This window comes from Burkholderia sp. BE12, assembly GCF_002959955.1.
In the GTDB taxonomy this organism is placed as follows: domain Bacteria; phylum Pseudomonadota; class Gammaproteobacteria; order Burkholderiales; family Burkholderiaceae; genus Burkholderia.
Genome location: NZ_PREY01000019.1, coordinates 94769 through 117632, shown reverse-complemented (window position 1 = coordinate 117632; position 22864 = coordinate 94769). Strand labels below are relative to the sequence as shown.

General features: G+C 70.3%; 23 protein-coding genes and 1 pseudogene. 4 read left to right on the top strand and 20 right to left on the bottom strand.

Translation table 11 applies throughout. The features are described 5' to 3' along the window. Positions 1 to 46 precede the first annotated feature (46 nt). From C4B30_RS21820 to C4B30_RS35695, 11 genes are all read right to left on the bottom strand, one after another. Complete coding sequence (locus C4B30_RS21820; RefSeq protein ID WP_027786032.1) at positions 47 to 997, bottom strand: glycosyltransferase; 951 nt, start codon at positions 995 to 997, stop codon at positions 47 to 49. After that, a complete protein-coding gene (locus tag C4B30_RS21815; protein WP_027786033.1) occupies positions 987 to 2075 on the bottom strand; it encodes a glycosyltransferase family 9 protein in 1089 nt (362 codons plus the stop codon). The genes C4B30_RS21820 and C4B30_RS21815 overlap by 11 nt, the downstream gene beginning before the upstream one ends. Continuing rightward, positions 2072 to 3073: a glycosyltransferase family 2 protein gene (locus C4B30_RS21810; protein ID WP_027786034.1), complete on the bottom strand. Its 1002-nt coding sequence runs from the start codon at positions 3071 to 3073 to the stop codon at positions 2072 to 2074. The genes C4B30_RS21815 and C4B30_RS21810 overlap by 4 nt, the downstream gene beginning before the upstream one ends. Continuing rightward, positions 3070 to 4815 (bottom strand): carbamoyltransferase family protein, encoded by a 1746-nt coding sequence (locus C4B30_RS21805; RefSeq protein ID WP_027786035.1) that lies wholly within the window; start codon positions 4813 to 4815, stop codon positions 3070 to 3072. The genes C4B30_RS21810 and C4B30_RS21805 overlap by 4 nt, the downstream gene beginning before the upstream one ends. Positions 4816 to 4818: 3 nt before the next feature. Continuing rightward, complete coding sequence (locus tag C4B30_RS21800) at positions 4819 to 6021, bottom strand: glycosyltransferase family 9 protein (protein ID WP_027786036.1); 1203 nt, start codon at positions 6019 to 6021, stop codon at positions 4819 to 4821. Beyond that, entirely contained in the window at positions 6018 to 6629 is a 612-nt protein-coding gene (locus tag C4B30_RS21795; protein WP_027786037.1) for a D-glycero-alpha-D-manno-heptose-1,7-bisphosphate 7-phosphatase, read from the bottom strand. The genes C4B30_RS21800 and C4B30_RS21795 overlap by 4 nt, the downstream gene beginning before the upstream one ends. Beyond that, positions 6620 to 7369 (bottom strand): SDR family oxidoreductase, encoded by a 750-nt coding sequence (locus tag C4B30_RS21790; RefSeq protein ID WP_027786038.1) that lies wholly within the window; start codon positions 7367 to 7369, stop codon positions 6620 to 6622. Before C4B30_RS21790 ends, C4B30_RS21795 begins: the two co-directional genes overlap by 10 nt. 197 nt (positions 7370 to 7566) lie before the next feature. Continuing rightward, on the bottom strand, positions 7567 to 8094 hold the full coding sequence (locus C4B30_RS21785; RefSeq protein ID WP_034185503.1) for a hypothetical protein: 528 nt from the start codon (positions 8092 to 8094) through the stop codon (positions 7567 to 7569). Beyond that, positions 8036 to 10837 carry an ABC transporter transmembrane domain-containing protein gene (locus tag C4B30_RS21780; RefSeq protein WP_027786040.1) on the bottom strand — a complete coding sequence of 934 codons (2802 nt, stop codon included), beginning with the start codon at positions 10835 to 10837 and terminating at the stop codon, positions 8036 to 8038. Before C4B30_RS21780 ends, C4B30_RS21785 begins: the two co-directional genes overlap by 59 nt. A 43-nt stretch (positions 10838 to 10880) precedes the next feature. Continuing rightward, the gene (locus tag C4B30_RS21775; RefSeq protein ID WP_027786041.1) at positions 10881 to 11756 is read right to left on the bottom strand and encodes a BON domain-containing protein; all 876 of its coding nucleotides are present in this window, start codon (positions 11754 to 11756) and stop codon (positions 10881 to 10883) included. Positions 11757 to 11942: 186 nt separating this feature from the next. Beyond that, a complete protein-coding gene (locus C4B30_RS35695) occupies positions 11943 to 12314 on the bottom strand; it encodes a hypothetical protein (RefSeq protein WP_027786042.1) in 372 nt (123 codons plus the stop codon). A gap of 289 nt (positions 12315 to 12603) precedes the next feature. Between C4B30_RS35695 and C4B30_RS21765 the strand changes: the two genes are divergently transcribed. Next, positions 12604 to 14196: a PAS domain-containing hybrid sensor histidine kinase/response regulator gene (locus C4B30_RS21765; protein WP_027786043.1), complete on the top strand. Its 1593-nt coding sequence runs from the start codon at positions 12604 to 12606 to the stop codon at positions 14194 to 14196. Positions 14197 to 14206: 10 nt separating this feature from the next. Here C4B30_RS21765 and C4B30_RS21760 read toward each other — a convergent pair whose 3' ends face one another. The 3 genes from C4B30_RS21760 to C4B30_RS21750 all read right to left on the bottom strand — a co-directional run bounded on the left by C4B30_RS21760 (position 14207) and on the right by C4B30_RS21750 (position 16517). Continuing rightward, positions 14207 to 14530, bottom strand: a complete 324-nt coding sequence (locus C4B30_RS21760; RefSeq protein ID WP_027786044.1) for a four-helix bundle copper-binding protein — start codon at positions 14528 to 14530, stop codon at positions 14207 to 14209. 29 nt (positions 14531 to 14559) lie between these two features. Further along, positions 14560 to 15765: a zinc-dependent alcohol dehydrogenase gene (locus tag C4B30_RS21755; protein WP_027786045.1), complete on the bottom strand. Its 1206-nt coding sequence runs from the start codon at positions 15763 to 15765 to the stop codon at positions 14560 to 14562. Between the two features lie 113 nt (positions 15766 to 15878). Beyond that, entirely contained in the window at positions 15879 to 16517 is a 639-nt protein-coding gene (locus tag C4B30_RS21750) for a MarC family protein (RefSeq protein ID WP_027786046.1), read from the bottom strand. 122 nt (positions 16518 to 16639) lie between these two features. Here C4B30_RS21750 and C4B30_RS21745 point away from each other — a divergent pair, with 122 nt between their 5' ends. Then, positions 16640 to 16858, top strand: a complete 219-nt coding sequence (locus C4B30_RS21745; RefSeq protein WP_027786047.1) for a DUF6566 family protein — start codon at positions 16640 to 16642, stop codon at positions 16856 to 16858. A 203-nt stretch (positions 16859 to 17061) separates the two neighbouring features. Here the strand turns inward: C4B30_RS21745 and C4B30_RS21740 are convergent, their stop codons facing one another. From C4B30_RS21740 to C4B30_RS21715, 6 genes and pseudogenes are all read right to left on the bottom strand, one after another. Next, entirely contained in the window at positions 17062 to 18591 is a 1530-nt protein-coding gene (locus tag C4B30_RS21740) for an FAD-dependent oxidoreductase (protein ID WP_027786048.1), read from the bottom strand. Positions 18592 to 18807: 216 nt separating this feature from the next. Then, positions 18808 to 18999 (bottom strand): annotated as a pseudogene (locus C4B30_RS35885) (PLP-dependent aminotransferase family protein); the annotation flags it as partial. 1 nt (position 19000) lies between these two features. Then, on the bottom strand, positions 19001 to 19249 hold the full coding sequence (locus C4B30_RS21730; RefSeq protein ID WP_027786049.1) for a hypothetical protein: 249 nt from the start codon (positions 19247 to 19249) through the stop codon (positions 19001 to 19003). Positions 19250 to 19281: 32 nt separating this feature from the next. Further along, positions 19282 to 19737, bottom strand: coding sequence for a DUF1269 domain-containing protein (locus C4B30_RS21725; RefSeq protein ID WP_027786050.1), 456 nt, complete (start codon positions 19735 to 19737; stop codon positions 19282 to 19284). A gap of 84 nt (positions 19738 to 19821) precedes the next feature. Continuing rightward, on the bottom strand, positions 19822 to 20274 hold the full coding sequence (locus tag C4B30_RS21720; RefSeq protein WP_027786051.1) for a phosphate-starvation-inducible protein PsiE: 453 nt from the start codon (positions 20272 to 20274) through the stop codon (positions 19822 to 19824). Positions 20275 to 20280: 6 nt separating this feature from the next. After that, complete coding sequence (locus C4B30_RS21715) at positions 20281 to 20478, bottom strand: hypothetical protein (RefSeq protein ID WP_080681403.1); 198 nt, start codon at positions 20476 to 20478, stop codon at positions 20281 to 20283. Between the two features lie 432 nt (positions 20479 to 20910). On the opposite strand from C4B30_RS21715, the gene C4B30_RS21705 reads away from it, so the two are divergent. Both C4B30_RS21705 and C4B30_RS21700 read left to right on the top strand, forming a co-directional pair. After that, the gene (locus tag C4B30_RS21705) at positions 20911 to 21960 is read left to right on the top strand and encodes a Dyp-type peroxidase (protein WP_027786052.1); all 1050 of its coding nucleotides are present in this window, start codon (positions 20911 to 20913) and stop codon (positions 21958 to 21960) included. Further along, the gene (locus C4B30_RS21700) at positions 21953 to 22768 is read left to right on the top strand and encodes a family 1 encapsulin nanocompartment shell protein (RefSeq protein ID WP_027786053.1); all 816 of its coding nucleotides are present in this window, start codon (positions 21953 to 21955) and stop codon (positions 22766 to 22768) included. Before C4B30_RS21705 ends, C4B30_RS21700 begins: the two co-directional genes overlap by 8 nt. Positions 22769 to 22864: the final 96 nt, after the last annotated feature.

Genomic DNA, 22864 nt, shown 5'->3' with positions numbered 1-22864 from the left:
ATGCGGCGGCTCACGCCGCCTTCGTCACGTCGTCACGCCGCCGCCGTCACGCCGCCACGTCGCGCAATGCGGCGTCCCAGTCGCGCGCGAAGCGTTCGATGCCGAATCGCTCGCAGGCGTCGCGCCTGGCCGCCGCGCCCCACTCGCGCGCCAGTTCCTGATCGCGAATCAGCATCCGCATCGCGTCGATCAGCACGGCCGGCCGCGTATCGGCCACGCCGTTGCTGCCGGTCTTCACGAGTTGCGCCATCTCGGTCGTCGCGAGCGCGACGATCGGCAGCCCGATCATCATCGCCTCGATCACCGCGAGCCCGAGACTCGTGTAGCGAATCGGATTGAAGAAGAACCGGTAGTGCGACAGGAACTGCGGCAGCGCCGGGTTCGGCACTTCGCCGATCCCGCCGAGTTCGGTCGAGCCCATCCCGACCAGGTCGATCGGCACGCTGTGCCGCACGACCTCGAACAGGTCCGCGCCGAGGCGCCGGCCGCGGCGCGCGAGATTGTTCACCACGGCCACGCCCTTGGGCAGCGTGCCGTGATACTCGATGCCTTCCGGCATCAGCACGCCGTGCTCGATCACGCGCGTCGGCGTCACACCGTTGTCCCACATCAGCGCGTTGAACGGCGTCACGTGCACCAGCAACACGTTCGGATCCTGCACCGGATGCAGCGTGTCGGTCGGATGCTCGCGCGGCGGATCGTGCTCGACGAACAGCGTCGGCAGCGCGCGCTGCGCCTCGCTCAGCAGCCGCAGGCGGTCGTGCCGGTAATGATTCACGTGCTGGTACAGCACGCAGTCGAACTCGGTGTCGCGCACGCACTCGGCCGGCACCTCGTGCACGTTGTCGCCCCACGGCAGGTGCCCGACGCGGCCCGCATAGCCGGGCGGATGCTGCGGCTTCGTCACGATGTAGAAGTCGTGCGGCGCCTGCGACAGGTAATACAGATAGTTGCCATGCACGTGCCAGGTCAGCACGCGCAACCGCTTACGTGACATGACGTCTCTCCTCCGCGAGCAGTTCGCCCGCCCGGTCGATCACTTCGCCGACGCCGATCGCCGTCGCGCACTCGTGCCCGTACGGACACGTATCGAACATGCACGGCCGGCACGCCGGGTAGTTCGCGAGCACGCGATGGCGTTCGGCGTCGAGCGGCGCCCAGCGGGCCGTATCGCTGCCGCACGCGACGACGATACTCGGCGTGCCGAGCGCCGCCGCGACATGCGACACGCCCGTGTCGTTGCACAACAGCAGCCGCGCGCGGGCGATCAGCGCGGCGAGCGCGCCGAGCGGCGTGCGGCCACACAGGTTCACGCACGGCCGCCCGAGGTGCTCGGCGAACGCGCTCGCCAGCGCCAGTTCCGCGCGCGTGCCGGTCAGCACGATCTGCCAGCCGTCGTCGGCGAGCTGCCGCGCGGCGAGCGCGAAGCGTTCGACCGGCCAGCGCCGCGACGCCATCCGCGCGCCGGGATGGACGATCACGTAGCGACCGGGATCGAGCGCGTGTTCGTCGCAGAGCACGTGCCACAGCGCATAGTCGAGGCCGCCGAGCGGGAATTCGAGGTAGTCGCCCCAGTCCGCGTAGCCGAGCTTGCGCGTGAGCGCCAGATAGCGCGTCACTTCCGGTTCGTCGTCGCGCCACACGAGCGCGCAGTCGAGCGCGGCCGTGCCGCCGTCGGCCGGCACGAAACCGGCCGTGCGCGTCGCGCCGAGCGACGCGACGATCGCATTCGTGTGCGCGCCGCTGCCGTGCAGCTGGATCGCGAGATCGAAATCGCGCGAACGGCATTCGGCGACGAACGCCTCGCGCGCGGCCGCGTCGGGTTCGGGCTGTTCGGCGAGCCCCGGCGCGCCGGGGAATGCGATGAAACCGTCGATGTAGTCCGAAAAGCGCGATGCGAACTCGCGGGCCCACGGCAGGCCGATCAACGTGATGCGCGCATCCGGTTCGCCGCGCCGCAGCGCGCGCAGCGCGGGCACCGCGCACAGCATGTCGCCGAGCTGCAGCGCGCGGAACACGGCGATCCGCTTCGGGCCGCGCCGGCCGTCGGAATCGACGTTGGGGTCGAGCTTCATAGGAACAGTACTCGGAAGTGAAGCGCGCCGCGCATGCGCCAATACAGCGACACGGGCGGAATCGCGATGGACGTGACGATCATCTCGGCCACGTGCGACGCCGTGAGCTGCGTGCCGCGCAATCGTTTCGCGCAGAACCCCGCGGTAATCGCGGCCCACACCGCCGCGCAGGCGATGGCCGGCGCCGGCAAGCCGGCCGCGAGGCAGCCAAGCGCGCCGAGCGCGGCCAGCACGGCCGCGTAGTAATGCCACGGCGGCACCGGCCGGATATGACGCCGGTAAGTCGCGCGATGCTTCTTGTACAGCAGCGCGTCGAAATACACCTTCGACTGCGCGCCGATGCTCGATCCCCAGCGTGCGGGACGCACCGGATGCACGATGCGTGCGGCGTCGGCCTCGACGATCGGCCCCGCATGCTCGCGCAGCGCGAACATCAGGTCGGCATCCTCGCGCCACGCGCGCGTGAAGCGTTCGTCGAAGCCGCCGACGCGTTCGAGCGCCGCGCGCCGCACGAAGCAGTTCGCGGTCGCGAATTCCGCATGTGCGAGCCCGGCCGCATCGCGTTCGTAGTCGGTCGGGCACGGCCGCAGCGGCACGTCGATCCGGCCGGCCGCGGCCGCCGCCGACGGCTCGGCCAGCAGCGCGTCGGCGCCGTGGCGCAGCCAGGTCGGGTCGGGAATCGTGTCGTCGTCGGTGAACGCGATCAGCGCGCCGCACGCGCTGCGCCAGCCGACGTTGCGCGCGCCGGCCGGGCCCTGCGTGTCGGGCGCGGTCATGTAGCGGATCGCCGGCACGTCGGTCACGCGCGTGCGGCACGCATCGACGACGGCGCGCGCACTGCCGGCCGGATCGTCGTCCACGACGACGATCTCGTAGGTGGTCGGATCGAACACCTGCACGCACAGCGCGTCGAGGCAGCGTGCGAGCAGGTCGGGCCGCCGGTAGGTGGGCACGACGACCGACACGACCGGCGGCAGATGCGTGTCGCGCGCGTTCATCTGGGTTTCTCCAGCAGGAACGGGCCGATCACGAGCGCGTCGAGCGGCGACGTCCAGAAGCATTCGATCGCGTCTCGCGGCGAACATACGATCGGCTCGCCGCGCGTGTTGAACGACGTGTTGACGAGCACCGGCACGCCGGTGAGCGCGTCGAACTCGGTCAGCAGCGCATGCAGCAGCGGATGCTGCGTGTCGTCTACGGTCTGCACGCGCGCGGTGCCGTCGATGTGGCGCACCGCCGGAATCTTCGCGGCGCGCTCGGGCACGACGTCGTAGACGAACAGCATGAACGGCGCGCGCAGCGGCGTGACTCGGCCGCCGCTGAACCAGTGATGCGCACGGTCTTCGAGCACGACCGGCGCGACCGGCCGGAAATCCTCGCGATCCTTGATCCGGTTCAGCTTGCGCTGCATGTCCGGGTCGATCGGCGACGCGAGGATCGACCGTGCGCCGAGCGCGCGCGGGCCGAATTCCATGCGCCCCTGGAACCAGCCGATCACGCGGTTCGCCGCGAGCAGCGCGGCCGTCTGCGCGGCCACGTCGGCGAGCCGCCGGTACGGCAACTGCGCTTCCTTCAGGAACGCCTCGATCGTATCGTCGTCGTAAGCCGGCCCGAGATACGCATGGTCCATCCGCCAGGCGCCGCGCTCGCCGCGCATCCGGAAGTCGGTCCACAGCGCGGCGCCGAGCGCCGTGCCCGCGTCGCCTGCGGCCGGCTGCACCCACACGTCGTCGAACGGGCCGCGATCGCGGATCTTCGCGTTCATCACGCAGTTCAGCGCGACGCCGCCCGCCATCGCGAGCTGCCGCTCGCCGGTTTCCGCGGCCAGCCAGTCGACCGCCTGCAGCGTCGTCTCCTCGAGCACCAGCTGCAACGCATGCGCGATGTCGCAATGATGCGGCTCGATCGGACCGCCGCGTTCGCGCGGCGGCCCGAATTGCGCGGCCAGATCCGCGTCGATCACGTCGTAACGCCCTTCGCCGCGATACTGCACGAGCTTGCGCATCTCGTCGGCGAACACCGGCTTGCCGTACGACGCGAGCGCCATCACCTTGTATTCGTCGGACGAGTGCAGGAAGCCGAGATAGCGGGTCACGCGCTCGTACAGCAGCCCGAGCGAATGCGGCAGGTTGACCTGCCCGAGCCGCCGGTACGAGCGGCCGTCGAACACGCCGTAGCTCGTCGTCGCGCGCTCGCCGCGCCCGTCCATCGTCATCACCGCGCAGCGCTCGAACGGTGCCGCGAGAAACGCGCTCGCCTCGTGCGCGAGATGGTGCTCGATGAAATGCCAGCGGAACGGCCCGTCGTGCGTGACGCCGCGAAAGCGCCGCTGCAGATGATGCGGCACGCCGCCCGCGAGCTGGCGCGGCGCGTTGACGATCGACGACAGGAACAGCGGATGCCACGGCGATGCGCCGTCTTCGCGCGGCGCATGCGCGGACGGCGACAGCGGCAAGGTCAGCGACGGCGCCGTGCCTTCGCGGTCGAGTTCGAACCACGGGTCGTACGAATATGCGACGTGGTCCACGTCCGCGAGCGTGATGCCGGCTTCCGCGAGGCAATAGTCGATCGCGTGAAAGGGCAGCTCCCAGGTCGAGAACGGCACCGGGCGCTTCGCGTGCTTCACGTGCGTGAAGCGTTCGTCCTCGGCCGCCGCGATCACGACGCCGTCGCGCACGATGCACGCGGCGCTGTCGTGGAAAGCGGCATTGATGCCGAGCGTATGGATCGGGTCAGGCATACGTCAGTTCCTCGTGATGACGTGCGCGAACGGAAGCACGTTCGATGCGTTCACCGCAACCGGCTCGCTGCCGTGCCCGGCAGCCCGCGCGGCCGCGCGTTGCGCATGGCGCGCACGGCCGCGCAGCAACGCGTGCACGGCGGCGACCACGTCGTCGACGCTCACGCCGAGCAGGCACGGGTGGCCGGGCTGATCGCACACGCTGCGGTAGCAGTTGCGGCACGGCACGTCGACGTTCAGCACACGGTGCGGCACACGCCACGGCGTGTGCTGCGGATTGGTCAGCGCGTACAGGTCGACCACCGGCGTGCCGAGCGCGGCCGCGAGATGCACGGGGCCGCTGTTGTTCGACAGCAGCAGGTCGGCCGTCTCGATCAGCGCGCCGAGTTCGCCGAGCGGCAACACGCCGGCGAGCGGCACCGCGCGCGGCCCGGCGCGTTCGCACACCGCGTCGACCAGCGCGCGTTCGCCCGCGCTGCCCGTCACCGCGATGCCGTCGAACAGCGGCGCGAGCGCGGCGGCCGCTTCGCCGAAACGTTCGGCGGGCCAGCGCCGCGACGCCGCGCTCGCGCCCGGATGGACGACCAGCCAGCGCGCGCGCCGCGCATCCGCCCCGCGCGCGCCGCCCGGGCGTTGCAACGCGGCCTGCAAGCGCGCGTGCACCGCGCGCCGCGCCGCGTCGCCCGGATCGAACGCCATCCGCCAGTCCGACGTCGTCGCGCCGACGGTGCGCACCAGCGCGAGCTGGCGCGCGACCTCGTGGCGCACGTGCGATTCCGGCTCGGTTTCCGGCACGCGGTCGGTCAACAGTTGATACGGGTTCTCGCGGCAATGCGCGAGCCGCAGCGGAATGCCGGCGAGCCAGCACATCATCGCGGCGGGCAACGGATTCTGGCTGTAGACGGTGAAGATCACGGCCGCGTCGAAGCGGCCCGCCAGCAGCCGGTCGATCATGTCGAGATCGGCCACCGGATCGCCGCGCACGTCGGGATGCTTGACCCACGGCGCGTCGTAGCTCCACACGTCGTCGACCATCGGCAGATGCCCGGCGAGCGCGGCGCCCGTGCGCGACGTCAGCAGCGTCAGCCGGCGGTCCGGGCCGCTTTCCTTCAGCGCGCGCAGCGCGGGCGTCGTCATCAGCACGTCGCCGAGGCTGTCGAGCCGCACGCACAGGATGCGGCGGGCGCGGCTCCAGGCCGTGCTCATCGCCGCACCCACGAGCCGTGCCGCCGCACGGCTTCGCGCACGACGATGTCGGCGGCCAGGTCGACGCGGTCGACGACGTGGTGCGGCGTGCGGGCGGCGTTGACGCGCCATTCGGTCTCGTGACCGCAGTCGACCAGGATCGTGCCGCAGCGCGCGGTGCGGCCGGCCTCGACGTCGTCGAGAATGTCGCCGATCATCCAGCTCCATTCGGGGACGGCGCCGAGCGCCGCCAGCGCGCGACGCAGCATGCCGGGGCGCGGCTTGCGGCAGATGCAGTCACAGGTGTAGCGCGGCACGCTGCCCTGCGGGTGATGCGGGCAGTAAAAAAAATCCGCCAGCGTCGCGCCGTTCGCTTCGAACAATTCGGCGAGACGCTGGCGGACCGCGCCAAGCTCGTTTTCGGTAAAGCGGCCGAGCGCGACGCCCGACTGGTTCGACACGACCGCCAGCGGCATGCCGGTCGCGCCGAGCGTGCGCAGCGCGCGCGCCGCGCCCGGCGCGAGGCGCATCCGTGCCGGATCGACGTTGTACGGCACGTCGTCGAGCAGCGTGCCGTCCTTGTCGAGCAGCACCGCGCCGGGCAGCCGCCCTTCGCGCTTCAGGGCCATGACGTCTCCTTCATCGGCAGCACCATCAGTTCCGGCACGACCGTGCCCGGCGGCTGGGTCAGCACGAAGCGCACGGCGGCCGCGACGTGCTCCGGCGGCTGCAGCGTGTCCTCGTCGATGTCCGGAAAACGGTCGAGCAGGAACGGTGTACGCATCCCGCCCGCGACGATCGCCGATACGCGCACGCCGCTCGGCCGCAGTTCGGCATGCAGCGCGTGCGACAGGCCGAGCAGCCCCCACTTCGTCGCGTGATACGCGGACGCGTTCGGCCACGCCCGCTTCGACGCGGTCGACGCGATGTTGACGATATGCCCGTCGCCGCGCGCCTTCATCATCGGCACGGCCGCGTGACACATCAGGTACGGGCCGAACAGGTTCGTCATCAGCACCTGCTGCCACGCGTCGACGCTCACGTCGTCGATCGGCGCGGTCACGTCGATCGCCGCGTTGTTGACGATCACGTCGAGGTCGCCGAGCGACTCGCGCGCATCGTGCACGACCTGCAGCACCGATGCCTCGTCGCGCACGTCGAGCGGCCGGCCCACCGCCTGCCCGCCGTGCCGTTCGAGCCGCTGCGCGACGGCCGCCGCGCGATCGCCGTCGAGGTCGGCGACGACCACGTGCGCGCCATGGCGCGCAAGCTCTTCGCAAATGGCTTCGCCGAGACCGCGGCCGCCCCCGGTCACGAGTGCGGTCCGGCCGGCGAGCGGCGGTCTGGCTGAATCGGGAATCGCGTTCACCTGCACCTCCTGTCGATGTCGGAAAGCAATCCGGCTGACGGCGACGCTTGTCGCGACAACCGTCCGTGCAGGAGGTACAGCGAAAACCGTGCCGGCCTGCGCGCGCCCACGCCGCATCGGGCCGGGCCGCGCGCTCGCTGGCTTTTTTATAACCGGCTGTAAAAACGGGTCCGGGCGGCCGCGCCCAGGCGGCCCCCTCAGATCGCGAGCCCGTCTGGCGTCGCCTGCGCACGGTGCTTCGCGAGCGCGCGCAGGCAGTGCGCGATGCAGCCCGCGAACGCCTCGTCGAACCACGGCTGCGCGCCCGACACGCCGACCACGATGCCGCCGAGCGCGACGCCGCCCCACAGGTTCGTGTCGCCCGCGCGCAGCCGGTACGGCTCGAGCGCCTGCACGACGTGGCCGTCGCGGCCCGTTTCCCACGACAGCCGCGCCTTGGCCCGCGCATACGCGCGATAGTCGGCGTCCCAGTCCTTCGGGTCGGGCAGCGAAAACTCATACAAGATCGCGTCCTCGAACGCCGCGTCGTGCGGCCCGAGCGCCGGGTCCATGATCACGATGTGCAGGCAGCCGCTGTCGCCGACGAAGTCGCTCTGCAGCGCGGCGGCCAGGCTCGGCAACAGCAGCTCGACGGCCGCCACCGCGGCCTGGCGGTCGGCGAACGCACTACCGCCGCGACGCGCGTTCAGGGCTTCGGGTGTCGTCGGATTCAGAAGGTTCGGCATGGATTTCTCCGGAGGAAAACGCGAGCGCACGCAACGCCGCGATCAGGTCGGCCGCTACCGCGGGCTTGGTCAGGTACGCATGGAAACCGGCTTCGACCGCACGCGTGCGATCGCGATCGCGCGCATGGCCGGACAATGCCAGCGCCTCGAGCGGCGCGCGGCCGTCGCGCTCGCGCGCGGCGTCGAGCTGGCGCACGCGCGACATCACCGTATAGCCGTCCTCCTCGTCTTCGCCGAGGTCGATGTCGCAGACGAGCAGCGCCGGCCAGTCGGCCCGGCGCGCGCGCCACAGGTCGTCCAGCAACGCCTGACCCGACGCATACGCGTGCACGTCGGCGCCGGCCACCTTCAGCAGCGCGGTGAGCGCCTCGCGCGCCTCGTCGTGATCGTCCACGCACGCGATGCGCAGGCCGTCGAGCGGCGTTGCCGTCTCCGCCGCGCCGGCCTCCGCGTTCGGCCCGGCGCCGTCGGGCTGCAGCGATGCCGGCGCCACCGCGCACATCGGCAGCGACAGGTGCAGCGTCACGCCGATATCGTCGCGTTCGCGCACGACGTAGCCGCCGGCCTCCTCGATCGTGTCCTGCAGTCGTTCGAGATCGATCAGCGACAGCTCGGTGGCGTCGACGCCCGCGCACGCGATCGTGATCCGCGCTTCCGGATCGTGGCGCGCCGTGCGCACCTCGAGCTGCCCGCCGCTGCTCGCGTCGATGGCGCCGCGGCACAGTTCCCAGACGAAGCGCCGCAGCGCGGCCGGATCGGCCTTGACGACGAGATCCTCGTCGGACACGTGGCGGAACACCGGCACGCCGCGCTGCGCGGCCGCCTCCGCCAGCGAATCGAGTACCTGCGACACGAGCGGATTGATCCGCACCGGCTGCCGCGCGAACTTCGCCTCCGTGCGTTCCAGTTCGCGCTGCTTCGCCTGCAGCGACCACATCTGCGCATACACGCCGCCGCTTTCGAGCAGCTCGTCGTGGGTACCGTGCTCGACGAGCCGGCCGTGCTCCATCACGAGAATGCGATCGGCATCGACGATGGTCGACAACCGGTGCGCGATGATGAGGCTCGTGCGATGCTGCGCGACGCGCATCAACTCCTGCTGGATCGCGCGCTCCGAGCGCGTGTCGAGCGCCGACGTCGCCTCGTCGAACACGACGATCGGCGGCGCCTTCAGCAACGCGCGCGCGATCGCGACACGTTGCCGCTCGCCGCCCGACAGCCGCACGCCGCGCTCGCCGACGCGCGTGTCGTAGGCGTCGGGCAGCCGCTCGATGAACGCGTCGAGCTGTGCACCGCGCGCGGCGGCGATCACGTCGCCGCGCGTCGCATCGCGCTTGCCGTATGCGATGTTGTACGCGAGCGTGTCGTTGAACAGGATGGTGTCCTGCGGGACGATGCCGAGTGCGTCGCGCAGGCTGCGCTCGGTGACGAGCCGCAAGTCCTGGCCGTCGATCCGGATCGTGCCCGCGTCGGGTTGATACAGCCGGAACAGCAGTCGCGCGAGCGTCGACTTGCCCGAGCCGCTGCCGCCGACCACGGCGATCGTCTGCCCGGCCTCGATGCGGAACGACACGTCGGACAAGATCTGCCGGCTCGGCTCGTAGCCGAAGTCGACATGCTCGAACTCGATCGCGCCGCCGCGCACGACGAGCGGCTGCGCACCGGGCGCATCGCCGTCCTCGCCGGGCTTGCCGCGCGCATCGAGCAGCCCGAACAGCCGCTCGATGTTCGTCATCGCGTCGTTCGCCTCGCGAAACACGAAGCCGAGCGCGTTCAGCGGCAGGCTGATCTGGATGATGTATGCGTTGATCAGCACGAGATCGCCGATCGTCATCGCGCCGCGCGCGACCTGCTGCCCGGCGAGCAGCATCACGGCCGCGATCCCCGCGCCGATGCACGCGCTCTGCCCGATGTGCAGCATCGACAGCGCATACTGGTTGTCGACGCCGGCTTCGCGCCACGCGTCGAGCACGCGCTCGAGCCGATCGCGCTCGACGTCCTCGCGTGCGAAGTACTTGACCGTATCGACGTTCAGCAGGCTGTCGACCACCCGCGAATTCGACTCGGCCTCGAGCGCGTTCACACGCCGCTGGTAACGCATGCGGCGGCGCGTGAACACCACCGTATACGCCGCGTAGACGGCGAACGTGACGAGAATGATCGCGGTAAAGCCGCCGCCGTACTTGCTGATCACGATCACGAGCACCGAGCCGATCTCGATGGCCGTCGGCACGACCGTGAACACGGCGACGCCGAGCAGATAGCCGATGCCGGCCGTGCCTTTCTCGAGGTCGCGCACGACGGCGCCCGTCTCGCGCTGTGCATGAAAGCGTGCGCCGAGCCGGTGCAGGTGACCGAACGTGCGCACGGTAAACGACGCGACCGTATGCTGCGTGACCTGCACGAAGGTCATGTCGCGCACTTCGTTCAGCGCATTCGACGCGAAGCGCACGACCGCGTACGCGAACAGCAGCAGCACCGGCCACGCCATCGGCTGGCCGGCCGCGCGGCCGAAGCCGTCGACGATGTCCTTGAGCAGCAGCGGCACCGAGACGGCCGCCGCTTTCGCGAGTACCAGCAGCACGATCGCCGCGAGCACGCGCGCGCGGTAATGCCAGATCGCGCGCCAGAGTTCGCCCGCGATCCGCAGCCGCAGGCCGCGCCCGTCGCGGCGATCGCGGCGGTCGCGGGCTGCGGGTGCCTCACGGTGCCTGATTGGCGTGTCGTCGATTCCGGTCGTCATGCACGCGTTGCGGTCGGGGGTCGGGCCGTTTCACGCACGGTCGTCAGTGGCGCGATTCACGCTCGCGGCCGGGCACGACGGTGCCGGGCTCGGGGTCGCGCACGGCAGGCTGGGTCGGCGTGACGGTCCGCTGATCCGGATGCAGCACCATGCCCGTATCGTGTTCGCCGTCGCGGCGCACGCGCACGCGATTCTCGACATCGAGCACGCCCATGCAGCCGTCGGCGAGATCCTCGATGTCGTGCCTCATCCAGCGTGCCGGCACCGTGCCGTCCAGCTCGACGCGCCCTTCCTTCACCTGCACGGCGACATCGCTCACGTCGATCTCGAGCGCATGCGCGAGCCGCTCGCACACGTCCTCGCGAATCCGCTCGTCCGAGCGCGTATAGCCTTTCGGCCCGCGGCGGTGGCGCAGCGCGTCGCGTTCGGCTTCGCTGCCGAACCGTGAGAGGTCGGGGGCATGGCCGCCGTAGCGCGGGTCGCCACGGGGATCGCCGCGCAGACTACCGATATCGCGCTCGCCGCCGTACCAGCCCATCCGGTGCTGGCCGCGGAATTCCGGGCGCTCGCCGCCGTATCGGCCTTCGTGGCCCTGCGCACGGCGGCCTGGCCCGCCATAGCCGCGCTCCGGATCCCGCGCCGGCTGGCGCGCGCCGCCCGGCCAGTCCGGGTCGGCGCCGCCGCGCCGCTGGTCGGCCGGGCGCGCGGCGCGCTCGGTCCACTCGCTGCCCCAGTCTTCCGGGCCCACGTCTTCGCTCGCGAAGCGGCGGTAAGCCGATTCATCGTCTTCTTCCGGCCATCGGGCCGGGTCGTCCGGGATGCCGTGCTCGCCGGCGCCCCGGTACGCGCGTTCGTTGCGCTCCTGCCAGTCGGGCGGGCCGCCGCGCTCGCCGTGCCGTCCGGGATATCGTCGTTGCATCGTGTCTCTCCTTGATCGCGCCTGCGCTGCGCACGGCTCCATGCCGCGTCGCGGCGCGCGTCGGTCGGGTCAATGCAAATCGCGTGCCGGCGTCGTTGCCGTGCCGCCGCGGTTGTGCGCCGCAGCGCCGGGAAGCCGCCAGGCGCCCCAATCTGCAACGCGATTGCAGTTTTTGCGTGCCGGACGTCACGGCGCGGCGCCGAGGTCGTCCGGGTCGTCGCCGCCATCCGGTTCATCCGTGCGACCGGGTTCGCTCAGCCGCTCGGTGCGGTCCGGCTCGATGTCGGCGCCTTCCTCGAGCGTCGAGTCGCCGTCCGCCGACGCGCGCTCGCCGGTGCCCGCACGGTCGGTATCGCTGTCGAGCGATGCGTCGCCGCGTTCGAGCGCGTGATCGTCCAGCGGCGAATCGATATCGAACGGATGGCGCCGTGCGCCCGCCGTGTCGCTGCCGCTGTCGGACGAGTCGCTCGGGCCGAGCGCGCGACCGTCGCGGCCGCGGCTGGCGTTGTCGTCGTCCGGGCCGGCCGGTTCGTTGTCGGGATTCAACGTGCTGTTCATATGGATCTCCTTGCGTGGCTTGCGGCCGCACGATCGGCCGAACGGCCGTGGCACGGCAGGCGCACCGCACGGTCGTGCAATCGGCATGCCGCGCCCGCCGCCGGGTGCGCCGGCACGGATCCGGCTCGCGGACATGACGGACGGCACGGCCGATGCGCACCCATTGATCAGCTGAATCGAGTTCCTTTATTCTTTCGGACGTGCCAATCCGGTTCGTGTAGCCGCCCCCGGCGTGTCCGGCGGCGGCCGGGCGGTATTCGGCCGCCCGCATTTTCGACCTGCCGCTCCGATGACGAACGACGACGCCGACCTTCACTCGCCTTCCCCGCCACCCGGCCCGCCCGGCCCGCGGGATCTGCTGCACCGGTTCGCCGAATTCCGGTTCCAGACCGTGGTGGAGTCGATCACCGACTACGCGGTGTTCATGCTCGACCCGCACGGCAACGTCGCGACCTGGAACGCCGGCGCGCAGCGCATCAAGGGCTACCGCGCTCCCGAGATCGTCGGCCGCCACTTCTCGCTGTTCTATCCGTCCGACGCGATCGCGGCCGGCCGGCCGGAGCACGGGCTCGCGCTGGCCGCCGCGCGCGGCCACTTCGCGGACGAAGGGTGGCGCGTGCGCAAGGACGGCACGCAGTTCTGGGCGAGCGTGACGATCACGCCGGTGCACGACGCGACGCACCAGCTATGCGGTTTCATCAAGATCACGCGCGACATGACCGAGCGCAAGCGGCTCGAGGAGCTCGAAGCGTCGACGCACCGGCTCAGCGTGTTCATCGCGATGCTCGCGCACGAGCTGCGCAATCACCTCGCACCGCTGCGCCATTCGGTCGGCGTGCTGCAGAGCCTCCCCGATCCGGCGCCCGCGCTCGCGCAGTGCCGCGACGCCGTGCACCGCCAGGTCGGGCAACTGACACGGCTCGTCGACGATCTGCTCGACGTCGGGCGCATCACGGCCGGCAAGGTCGAACTCGACGATCGCCCCGTCACCGTGCGCGACGTCGTGTGCCGCGGCGTGGAGAGCATCCAGCCGAAACTGGCCGCGCGCGGGCAGTGGATCCGTGTCGACCTGCCCGCCGATTCCGTGGTGCTGCACGGCGACGACGCACGGCTCGTCCAGGTGCTGCACAACCTGCTCGACAACGCATCGAAATTCTCGCCGCACGGCGGCCGGATCGACGTCGGCGCGCGTATCGAAGGATCGTCGGTGGCGATCGACGTCGTCGATCACGGCGTGGGCATCGCGCCCGGCGCGCTCGAAACGATCTTCGACCTGTTCCATCAGGAAGGTGCGTCGAGCCGCTCTCCGTCCGGCGGGTTCGGGCTCGGCCTCGCGATCTGCCGGTCCTTCGTCGAACTGCACGGCGGGCGGATCGTCGCGGAAAGCGACGGGCCCGGCCACGGCTCGACGTTCACGGTCTGGCTGCCGATCGTGCAAACGACGCGCAACGAGCGCGCCGCACCGCATGCGCCGGCCGCGCCCGCGCAGCCGGCCGCCGTGCCGCTTCGCATCGTCATCGTCGACGACAACCGCGACTCGGCCGACACGCTCGCGGTGCTGCTGCAACTGAAAGGCCATGCGCCGCGCGTCGCGTACAACGCGGCCGACGCGCTGACCCTCGCGCGCGACTATGCGCCCCAGCTGATGCTGCTCGACCTGACGATGCCGGACGTCGACGGCTTCACGCTGCTGCAGGAGCTGCGCGCGATCGACGCACTGCGCGATACGGCCTGTGTCGCGCTGTCCGGCCATGCACGCGCGTCGGATCTCGCGCGCTCCGAACGCGCGGGCTTCGACGATCATCTCGTGAAGCCCGTCGAGATGGCCGTGCTCGATGCGTTGCTCGAGCGCGTCGCCCGCGAAATTCAGGATACGCCGTAAGCGCGCGTGCTCAGACCATCGCGCGGCACATCGCCGCGCAGGCCTCGCACGCGAGCGCGCAGCGGCGGCAATGTTCGTGCGCGTGCCGCGAACACTCGGCCGCACACAGGTCGCACGCGTGCGCGCACAGCGCGCAAATGCGCGGGGCAAACGCGCTGCGGCGCGCCATCGCGCCCGACGCGAAGCGGCACAGCTGCGCGCATTCGATGTCGAGCGCGATGCAGCCGGCCAGCGCGTGCACGTCGCGCTCCGCAAGGCAGGCGGCCGCACAGGTATCACACGCGTGCGCGCAGGCGTCGCACGCGGCCATGCAGTTGTCGTATCGATCGGTCATTGCAGTGCTCCCGGTTGCGGTTCATGTCGTCACGGCGTCAGCTTCACCTTCATCCAGCCCGGCTCGCGCACGTCGAACGAGCGATACGCGTCGATCGCGTTCGTCAGCGGCTCGCAGCGCGTGAGCACCGACAGCGGATCGAACGCGCCGCTGCGCACCAGCTCGACGAGCGGCGGCGTCACCGTCCGGTGATTGCAGTTGCCCATCTTGATCGTCAGGTTGCGGTTCATCGCCTCGCCGATCGGAAACACGCGGGCCGCCGGCGGATACACGCCGATCACCGCGACCGTACCGGCCTTCGCGACCGCGCGCACCGCCCATTGCAGCACCTGCGACGGGCCGTCGCCCGGCACCCAGTTGCGACCGTCCGGCTTGCGGTGCGGCGCGATCGCGTCGACTTCCGCATCGAACGCGCGCGCGGCCTCGCGATCGGCCGCCGCCGGCCCATGCGTCGCGCGCATCGCGTCGACGCCCACCGCGTCGATCACGCGGTCGACGCCGATCCCGCCCGTCAGTCGCAGCACCGTATCGACCGGATCGTCCTCGGAAAAATCGACGATCTCGGCGCCCTGTGCGCAGGCCATCTCGAGCCGCGACGCGATGCGGTCGATCGCGATCACGCGTCCGGCGCCCATCAGCTTCGCGCTCGCGATCGCGAACTGGCCGACCGGCCCCGCGCCGAACACGGCGACCGTATCGCCCGGCTTCACTTCCGCGAGCTGCGCGCCGAAATAGCCGGTCGGGAAAATGTCCGACATCAGGATCGCGCGATCGTCGTCGATCGCGTCGGGTAGCCGGATCAGGCTCGCGTGCGCAAGCGGCGTGCGCGCGTATTCGGCCTGCAGCCCGTCGAACGGGCCCGTCTCGGCGGGCCCGCCGAAGAACGCGGTGCCCGCGCGCGGCCCGCCCGGGTTCGCGACGTCGCATTGCGCGGTGTAGCCCGCGCGGCAGTAGGCGCAACTGCCGCACGCGATCGTCGACGGAATCAGCACGCGGTCGCCGCGCCGCAGGTTGCGCACGTCGCGCCCGACCGCCTCGACGATGCCGACGCCTTCGTGGCCGAGGATCGTGCCCGGCTTCATGCCGCCGAGCGTGCCGCGCACCATGTGCAGATCGGTGCCGCAGATCGCGCTGGCGGTCAGGCGCACGACCGCGTCGGTCGCCTCGGAGACTTCCGGATCGGGCACCGTGTCGATGCGTATGTCGCCGATGCCGTGAAATACGACTGCTTTCATGTCTGGCCCTCCTTGTCGAAAGCGGAAACGGTCAATGTGACCGTCGAGCCGATCGAGCAAGGCATGCGCCTGCGCAGCGCGCGCGGCGCGCCGCGATGCGCGAACGGGCGCGCTCAGTGCGGCAACCCGAACGCGGCTTTCAGGCTCGCGACGATCATCTGCATCGCGATCGCCGCGAGAATCATCCCCATCAGGCGCTGCGTGACGGCCGTCACGCGCGGCGACAGGTAATGGCCGATCAGCGGCGCCGACAGCAGCGACACCGCCAGCAGCACGAGAAACGCGCCAAGCCCGAGCGCAAACGCGAACTCCTGCCCGGTCGTGACCGCGCCGTGCCCGAGCACGATCATCGTCGCGATCGTGCCGGGGCCCACCAGCAACGGGATCGTCAATGGGTAGATCGCGACGCTTTCGGCCGCGGTGGGATCCGCGCCTTCGTCGCGGCCCGGCGCATGCTGGCGGCTCGGCGCACCATGCAGCATCGACAGCGCGATCAGCAGCACCAGCAGCCCGCCCGCGAGGCGGAAATCGTCGATCGTCAAACCGAACACGCGCAGGATCGCACCGCCCGCGACGGCCGACACGATGCAGCCGACCGTCACGCCGATCGCGGCCGTCAGCGCGACCTTGCGGCGCACGGCGTCCGCCGCGCCTTCGGTCAGCGACAGGAACACCGGGATGTTCGCGATCGGGTTCATGATCGCGAACAGCGCCGCGAATACCTTGATGGAAAAAGTCAGGTCGAAGGCCACGAGGTCGCTCCCGTCTCGCGCGGCAAGTGAAAGGCAAACGCCGGTTCGTTTTCGATGCGCGGCATCCGCCATGCTGATACGATCGACGCACCGCGTTCATGCACGACGGAGGGCCCCGACCGATGCAAGCCACCGACACTTTCATGGATCACGAAATTCGCGTCGACGCCACGCGCAACGCGAACGGCGCGTGGGTCGCGCAGGTGCGGATCTTCCGCGACGGCGCACCGGTCGATCTGCCAGCGCCCGAACTCGTCACGCCCGAATGGCTCACGTGCGACGAAGCGCTGCGCGGCGGCATCGACGAGGGGCGCGTGATGATCAGGACGCGCGACCGGTAACGACGCGTGCATCATCCGCGCATCGTCGGCCGGCATGGCACGGTGCGGGTCATGCATCGAATCGAGGTCGCCGATCAGCATCGCCACGCCGATACAGGCCACGCCGCCGCGTCGCGATGCGCGGCGCGAACCCGGCTTCAACACGTGCACGGACGTCGGGGTTCATCTCGCCTCCATCAACGATGCGCATCGTCACGCCGCCGTCACACGGCGGCCATCTGCCGCTCGAGGGCCGCTTCCGCCTTCAGGCTGTCGAGATCGCGGCCGATCGTCACGACCGCGAGCCGCGTGTCGCCGCGCCAGTACCCGATCGAGCAATCGTGCGCGCCGAGGTCGCCGTCGATCTCGACGCGATCCCATTGCTCGGCATGGCCGACATAGCGGATCGTCAGGTCGTAATGCTGACTCCAGAAAAACGGCACCGCGTCGAACGGTTGCTGCTGGCCGAGCATGTTGCGCGCCGCGACGCTGCCCTGCCGCTCGGCGACGACCCAGTGCTCGACGCGAATCCGCTCGCCCGTCAGCGGATCGGGCCAGCGCGCGATGTCGCCGGCCGCGTAGATGCCGGGCGCGCTCGTCTGAAGGAAGCGGTCGACCGTCACGCCGCGTTCGACGGCGAGCCCCGCGTCCTGCGCGAGCTCGACATTCGGATGCACGCCGATGCCGACCAGCACGACGTCCGCCGGCAGCACGTCGCCGTTCGACAGCGTCACGCTGTCCGGCCCGATCCGCGCGGGCATCGCGCCGAGATGGAACACGACGCCGTGCGCTTCGTGCAGCGCCTTGATCGTGTCGCCCAGCGCATCGCCGAGCACGCGGCCCATCGGATGCGTATCGGGCGCGACGACATGCACGTCGAGCCCGCGCGTGCGCAACGCGGCGGCCGCTTCGAGCCCGATGAAGCTCGCGCCGACCACCACGCAACGGCGCGCCGTTTTCAGCTTGCCGATCAGCGCATCGCAATCGGCGCGCGAGCGCAGCACACAGACGTGCGGCAGATCGGCACCGGGCACGTCCAGCCGGTTCGGCTCGGCGCCGGTGGCGAGCAGCAGCGCGCCGTATTCGACACGGCTGCCGTCGGCCAGCTCGACCGCCCGCTGCGCGGGATCGATGCGCGCGACCCGCGTATTGCAGCGTACGTCGATCCGCTGCTCGGCATAGAACGACGGCGCGCGCAGCGGCAGCCAGTCGGCCTGAGCCGTGCCCGCGAGGTAATCCTTCGACAGATTCGGCCGGTCGTACGGCGGATCGGCATCGGCGCTCAGCAGCGTGATCGAATGCGGATAGCCTTCCTGCCGCAGCATCACGGCGGCCGCGATCGCGGCGGCGCCGCCGCCGACGATCACGACCGACGCGGGCAGCCCGGCTGTGTTCGGCTTAGGCGCTACGGCGGCAGGCCGCGCATCGAGTACGACGGCGCGGCCATCGCGCCGCTCGACGCGCCAGCACGACAGCCCGTCGAGCGCCGGCGCGCGCTCCCTCTCGCCGGTGCGCAGGCAGAACGCCGCGTGATGCCATGGGCAGCGAATCGTGTCGCCGACCAGCAGGCCTTGGGCCAGCGGGCCGCCGTAGTGCGGGCATTGCGCGCCCACCGCGAACAGTTCGTCGGCGCGGCGCACGAGCAGCACCGCCGCTTCGCCGACATGGCCCTCGATCATCGCGCCGTCGGCGAGATCGTCGAGGGCGATCCCTTGCGTGAGATCGGGTGAGGACGCAGCATCCCTTTCAGTCATGACGTGGCTCCCGGAAAGTCAGGTAACGATCCCATTATCGACATCCGTCCTGAAAAGAACAGGTGCGGACGCCCCGCAGCGCATGCACACACCGGCTGTCGCTTGTACGCGGTCCGTGACCGGCGTAGAACGTGATCGACGTTGCGGCGCAACACGCCGGCCGCTGTGCGAGGGGGGCCTGCGACCCGCGCAAGCCGCGTGCCACCTCCTCCGTCGATGCAGCACGATCCCGGTCCGGTCGCAGGATTTCGGCGAACTCGGATGCGTGTCGCCGACATACGGTTCGTCGTACGCGCCGTTCTCGGTGATCGGCATCCCGGCATTTGTTGCGCACTCAACCAGTTCGCGCTTGCATTCGTCCGGCATCCGGAAGCCGAGCGGGTTCTGGAAGCGATCGGCTACAGCACATTCAAGCGTCGTCGACGTTGTCCGCGTAGTGGTCGATCGCAACCTTGCACTCGTCGAACACCACCGTCAGCAGCGCGATGTCGTTCGACTCGATCCACTTGCGGATCTGCAGGAACTGGCCGGTGCCGAGATCGGCGATGCGGTCCGGATCGTCGGTCGTCACGTCGACGACCGCGAGCGCGCGGTTGCCGAGCAACGGCGACAGCGTCGCCGCGATGTCGAAGCGCCGGTACGATTGATCGATGCGCATGCAAAGCTCCCGAATCGGTTCGAAAGGGGCGCTCAGTCGAGCGCCTGGCGAAAGACCTTGCCGCCGAATCCCGTCACGACGTTGTCGACCGAGAACGGCGTGTCCTCCTTCGCTTCGAGAATGACCGCGACGCTGCCGGGCACGAGCCGCGCCGCGACCGTCTCGACGAACGTACCGTCGAGCAGCGCATTGCCGGCCGCATGCGCGAGAATGCCGGCGCCCGCGCCGGCCGCCATGCCGGTCACCACGCCGATCGGCCCGGCCAGCAGGCCGAGCAACCCGCCCGCGATCGCGCCGATCACGCCGCCCTTGAACGGCCGCGATTCGGCGTCGAGCACCGCGAGCTTGCCGTTCGCGTCCTTCTCGACGACGACGCCGTTCTCGATGTGGAATCCTTCGTTCTTCTCCGACAGCGCGTCGAAATCGTTCGCGGCCTGGCGAGCCGTGTCGACGCTGCCGAACACGGCGACGATCAATTGCCTGGTCATGCGACACCTCGTGTGTTGGGATGAGGGTGGGGCCGCCGCACCTCGCACGGCGCGCCGGGGTTCGCTTCGACTGCCGCCCGCGCGTTACCGGCGGGCATGCACGTCGTCCTCGACATCGTCGACGTCCGCCGGAAAGCGGTGCTGGCCGAAACTCAGGATCAGCACGCCGAGCGCGAGCAGCACGATCCCGAAGGTCGTCATCAACATCCGCTCGGGGCCGTCGGTCGCGCCGCGCAGGATCAGGTCGCGCGCGAGCGACGTCATCGCGATGAACAGCGGAAACCGCACCGGCAGCCGGCCGAGCCGCAGGTAGCGCAGGTCCATCGCGAGCACTTCCAGATACAGGAACATCAGCAGCAGGTCGGTCAGCGACACTTCGCCCGCGAGCACGACCTTCCACGCCTCCTGCGTCATCGCAAACGCGGTCGCCAGCCCGATCACGACCAGCCCGGCCAGCTCGGCCGCGTGAAGGAAATGGCCGAAGCGGCGGCGAATGCGCTCGGCGGTCGTATCGGCGGATGCAGTGGACGTATTCAAGGCTATTCAACGCGTTAACCGGTGCAGTGTCGTAGGGGCCGCGATCGATGCCGCGTCGCCGCGACGAGTGGCCTCGGGCAAAGGACAGCCTGCGACCGGCGAACGGCAAACCGTTGCGCCCGCATCGGCTTCGATCGCGCCGGACGGCCCGCCATGCTCGACGATTGCACCGACGATACGCATCGCTTTCAGAAGGTTCATCATGACGGCCTCAGCCGGGTGCAGCGGAACCTAATCTACTGCACGCGACACGCACGCTCAAGAGCACAGCGCCGCGGGCGTCAGGAGTACAGCTGCGCCGTCGCCGCACAAAAAACCGCCCTGTTTGACCCATTCGAATGACAGATCGTCGATACGTGTTCCAAAGACCCGTCGAAGCTGCTAGATTGCATGCTCGACGACGTTACGCGGTGCGGCGGCTCACGCGCCGGGCGAACGCGCGGCGCCACTGTCTGCCTCCTCTTCGCGCCCGGGGGGCTGCCACCGCCGCTGCGGCCCGTTGCGCGATGCCCGCGCAACGTCCTTCATCCGCATGTCACACAGAGAACAGTCGCATGACACAGTTCAACCGTTCGCCTTCGCGCGCCGCGGCTGCCGCGGCCCGTCCGTCCCGACACGACTGACCGGCAGGCCGCGATGCAGACCACCCCTTCCCCGATCTCCCAGGCCGTTCACAGCACGATCACGCGCACCGCGATCTTTCTCGTGGCGACGATCAATCCCGGTGCCGATCACGCCGACACGATCCGTTCGTGGTGCGGCGACATCGCCGCGCTCGTGCGCTCGGTCGGCAAGCGCGTACCGGGCGGCAACCTCACGTGCGTATGCGGCTTCGGCTCCGACGCATGGGATGCGCTGTTCGGCGAGCCGCGCCCGGCGTCGCTGCATCCGTTCCGCGAATTCGGCGCCGGCCAGCGCGTCGCGGCCGCGACGCCCGGCGACATCCTGCTGCACATCCGCGCCGAAGCGATGGATCTGTGCTTCGAACTCGCGACCCAACTGCTCGGCGCGCTCGGCAGCGCGGTCACGGTCGTCGACGAGGTGCATGGCTTCCGCAATTTCGACCAGCGCGCGATGATCGGCTTCGTCGACGGCACCGAGAATCCGGAAGGCCGCGCAGCGGTCGACTTCACGGTGATCGGCGACGAGGATGCCGAATTCGCGGGCGGCAGTTACGTGCTCGTGCAGAAGTACCTGCACGACATGGCCGGCTGGAACGCGCTCGCGGTCGAGACGCAGGAGCGCATCATCGGCCGCACCAAGCTGGCCGACATCGAGCTCGCGCCGGACGTGAAGCCGTCGTGCTCGCACAGCTCGCTGACCACGCTCGACGAGGGCGGCCAGGAAGTGAAGATCCTGCGCGACAACATGCCGTTCGGGCGCCCGGGCGCCGGCGAATTCGGCACCTATTTCATCGGCTACGCGCGCTCGCCGGCGCCGATCGAGCAGATGCTCGAGAACATGTTCGTCGGCCGCCCGCCCGGCAACTACGACCGCCTGCTCGACTACAGCCGCGCGGTCACCGGCTCGCTGTTCTTCGTGCCGTCGGCCGACCTGCTCGAAGCGCTCGCCGATCGCGCGGCGCCGGCCGCCGGCGCCGCCCAACCGGAAGCCGCGCCGTCCGCACCGCAGCGCGACGGCTCACTGAACATCGGCTCGCTGAAAGGAATCCCGACCTATGAATAACCTGCACCGTGAACTCGCCCCGATCTCGTCGTCCGCCTGGGAACAGATCGAGGAGGAAGTGGCGCGCACGTTCAAACGATCGGTGGCCGGGCGCCGCGTCGTCGATGTTGACGGCCCCGAAGGCGCCGAGCTGTCGGCCGTCGGCACCGGGCATCTGCTCGACGTCGACGCGCCGCGCGAGCACGTGAACGCGCGGCTGCGCGAAGTGCGCACGATCGTCGAGCTGACGGTGCCGTTCGAGCTGAGCCGCGCCGCGATCGACAGCGTCGAGCGCGGCGCGCGCGACGCCGACTGGCAGCCGGCGAAGGAAGCCGCGCAGCGGCTCGCGTTCGCCGAAGACGACGCGATCTTCGACGGCTACCGCGCGGCCGGCATCGTCGGCATCCGCGAAGGCACGTCGAACCGCCGGCTCACGCTGCCGGCGGACGTCGGCGCGTACCCGGACGCGATCAGCGATGCGCTGGAAGCGCTGCGCCTCGCCGGCGTCGACGGCCCGTACTCGGTCGTGCTCGGGTCGGACGCGTACACCGCGCTCAGCGAAGCGCGCGACCAGGGCTATCCGGTCCTCGGCCATATCAAACGCATCGTCAGCGGCGAGATCATCTGGGCGCCGGCGATCAGCGGCGGCTGCGTGCTGTCCACGCGCGGCGGCGATTACGAGCTGCACCTCGGGGAAGACGTGTCGATCGGCTACACGAGCCACACCGACAAGGACGTCCGCCTGTACCTGCGTGAAACGTTCACGTTCCTGATGCTGACGAGCGAGGCATCGGTGGCCGTGGCGCCGCAGGGCAACGCGGCCGCCTGAGCGCGGTTGCCGGCGCGCGATGCCCGCCCGGGCGTCGCGCGAGGCGGCCGCACCGCCGGCCGGCCGCGGGTTCGTCGCCGATCCAGCCCATCTCGC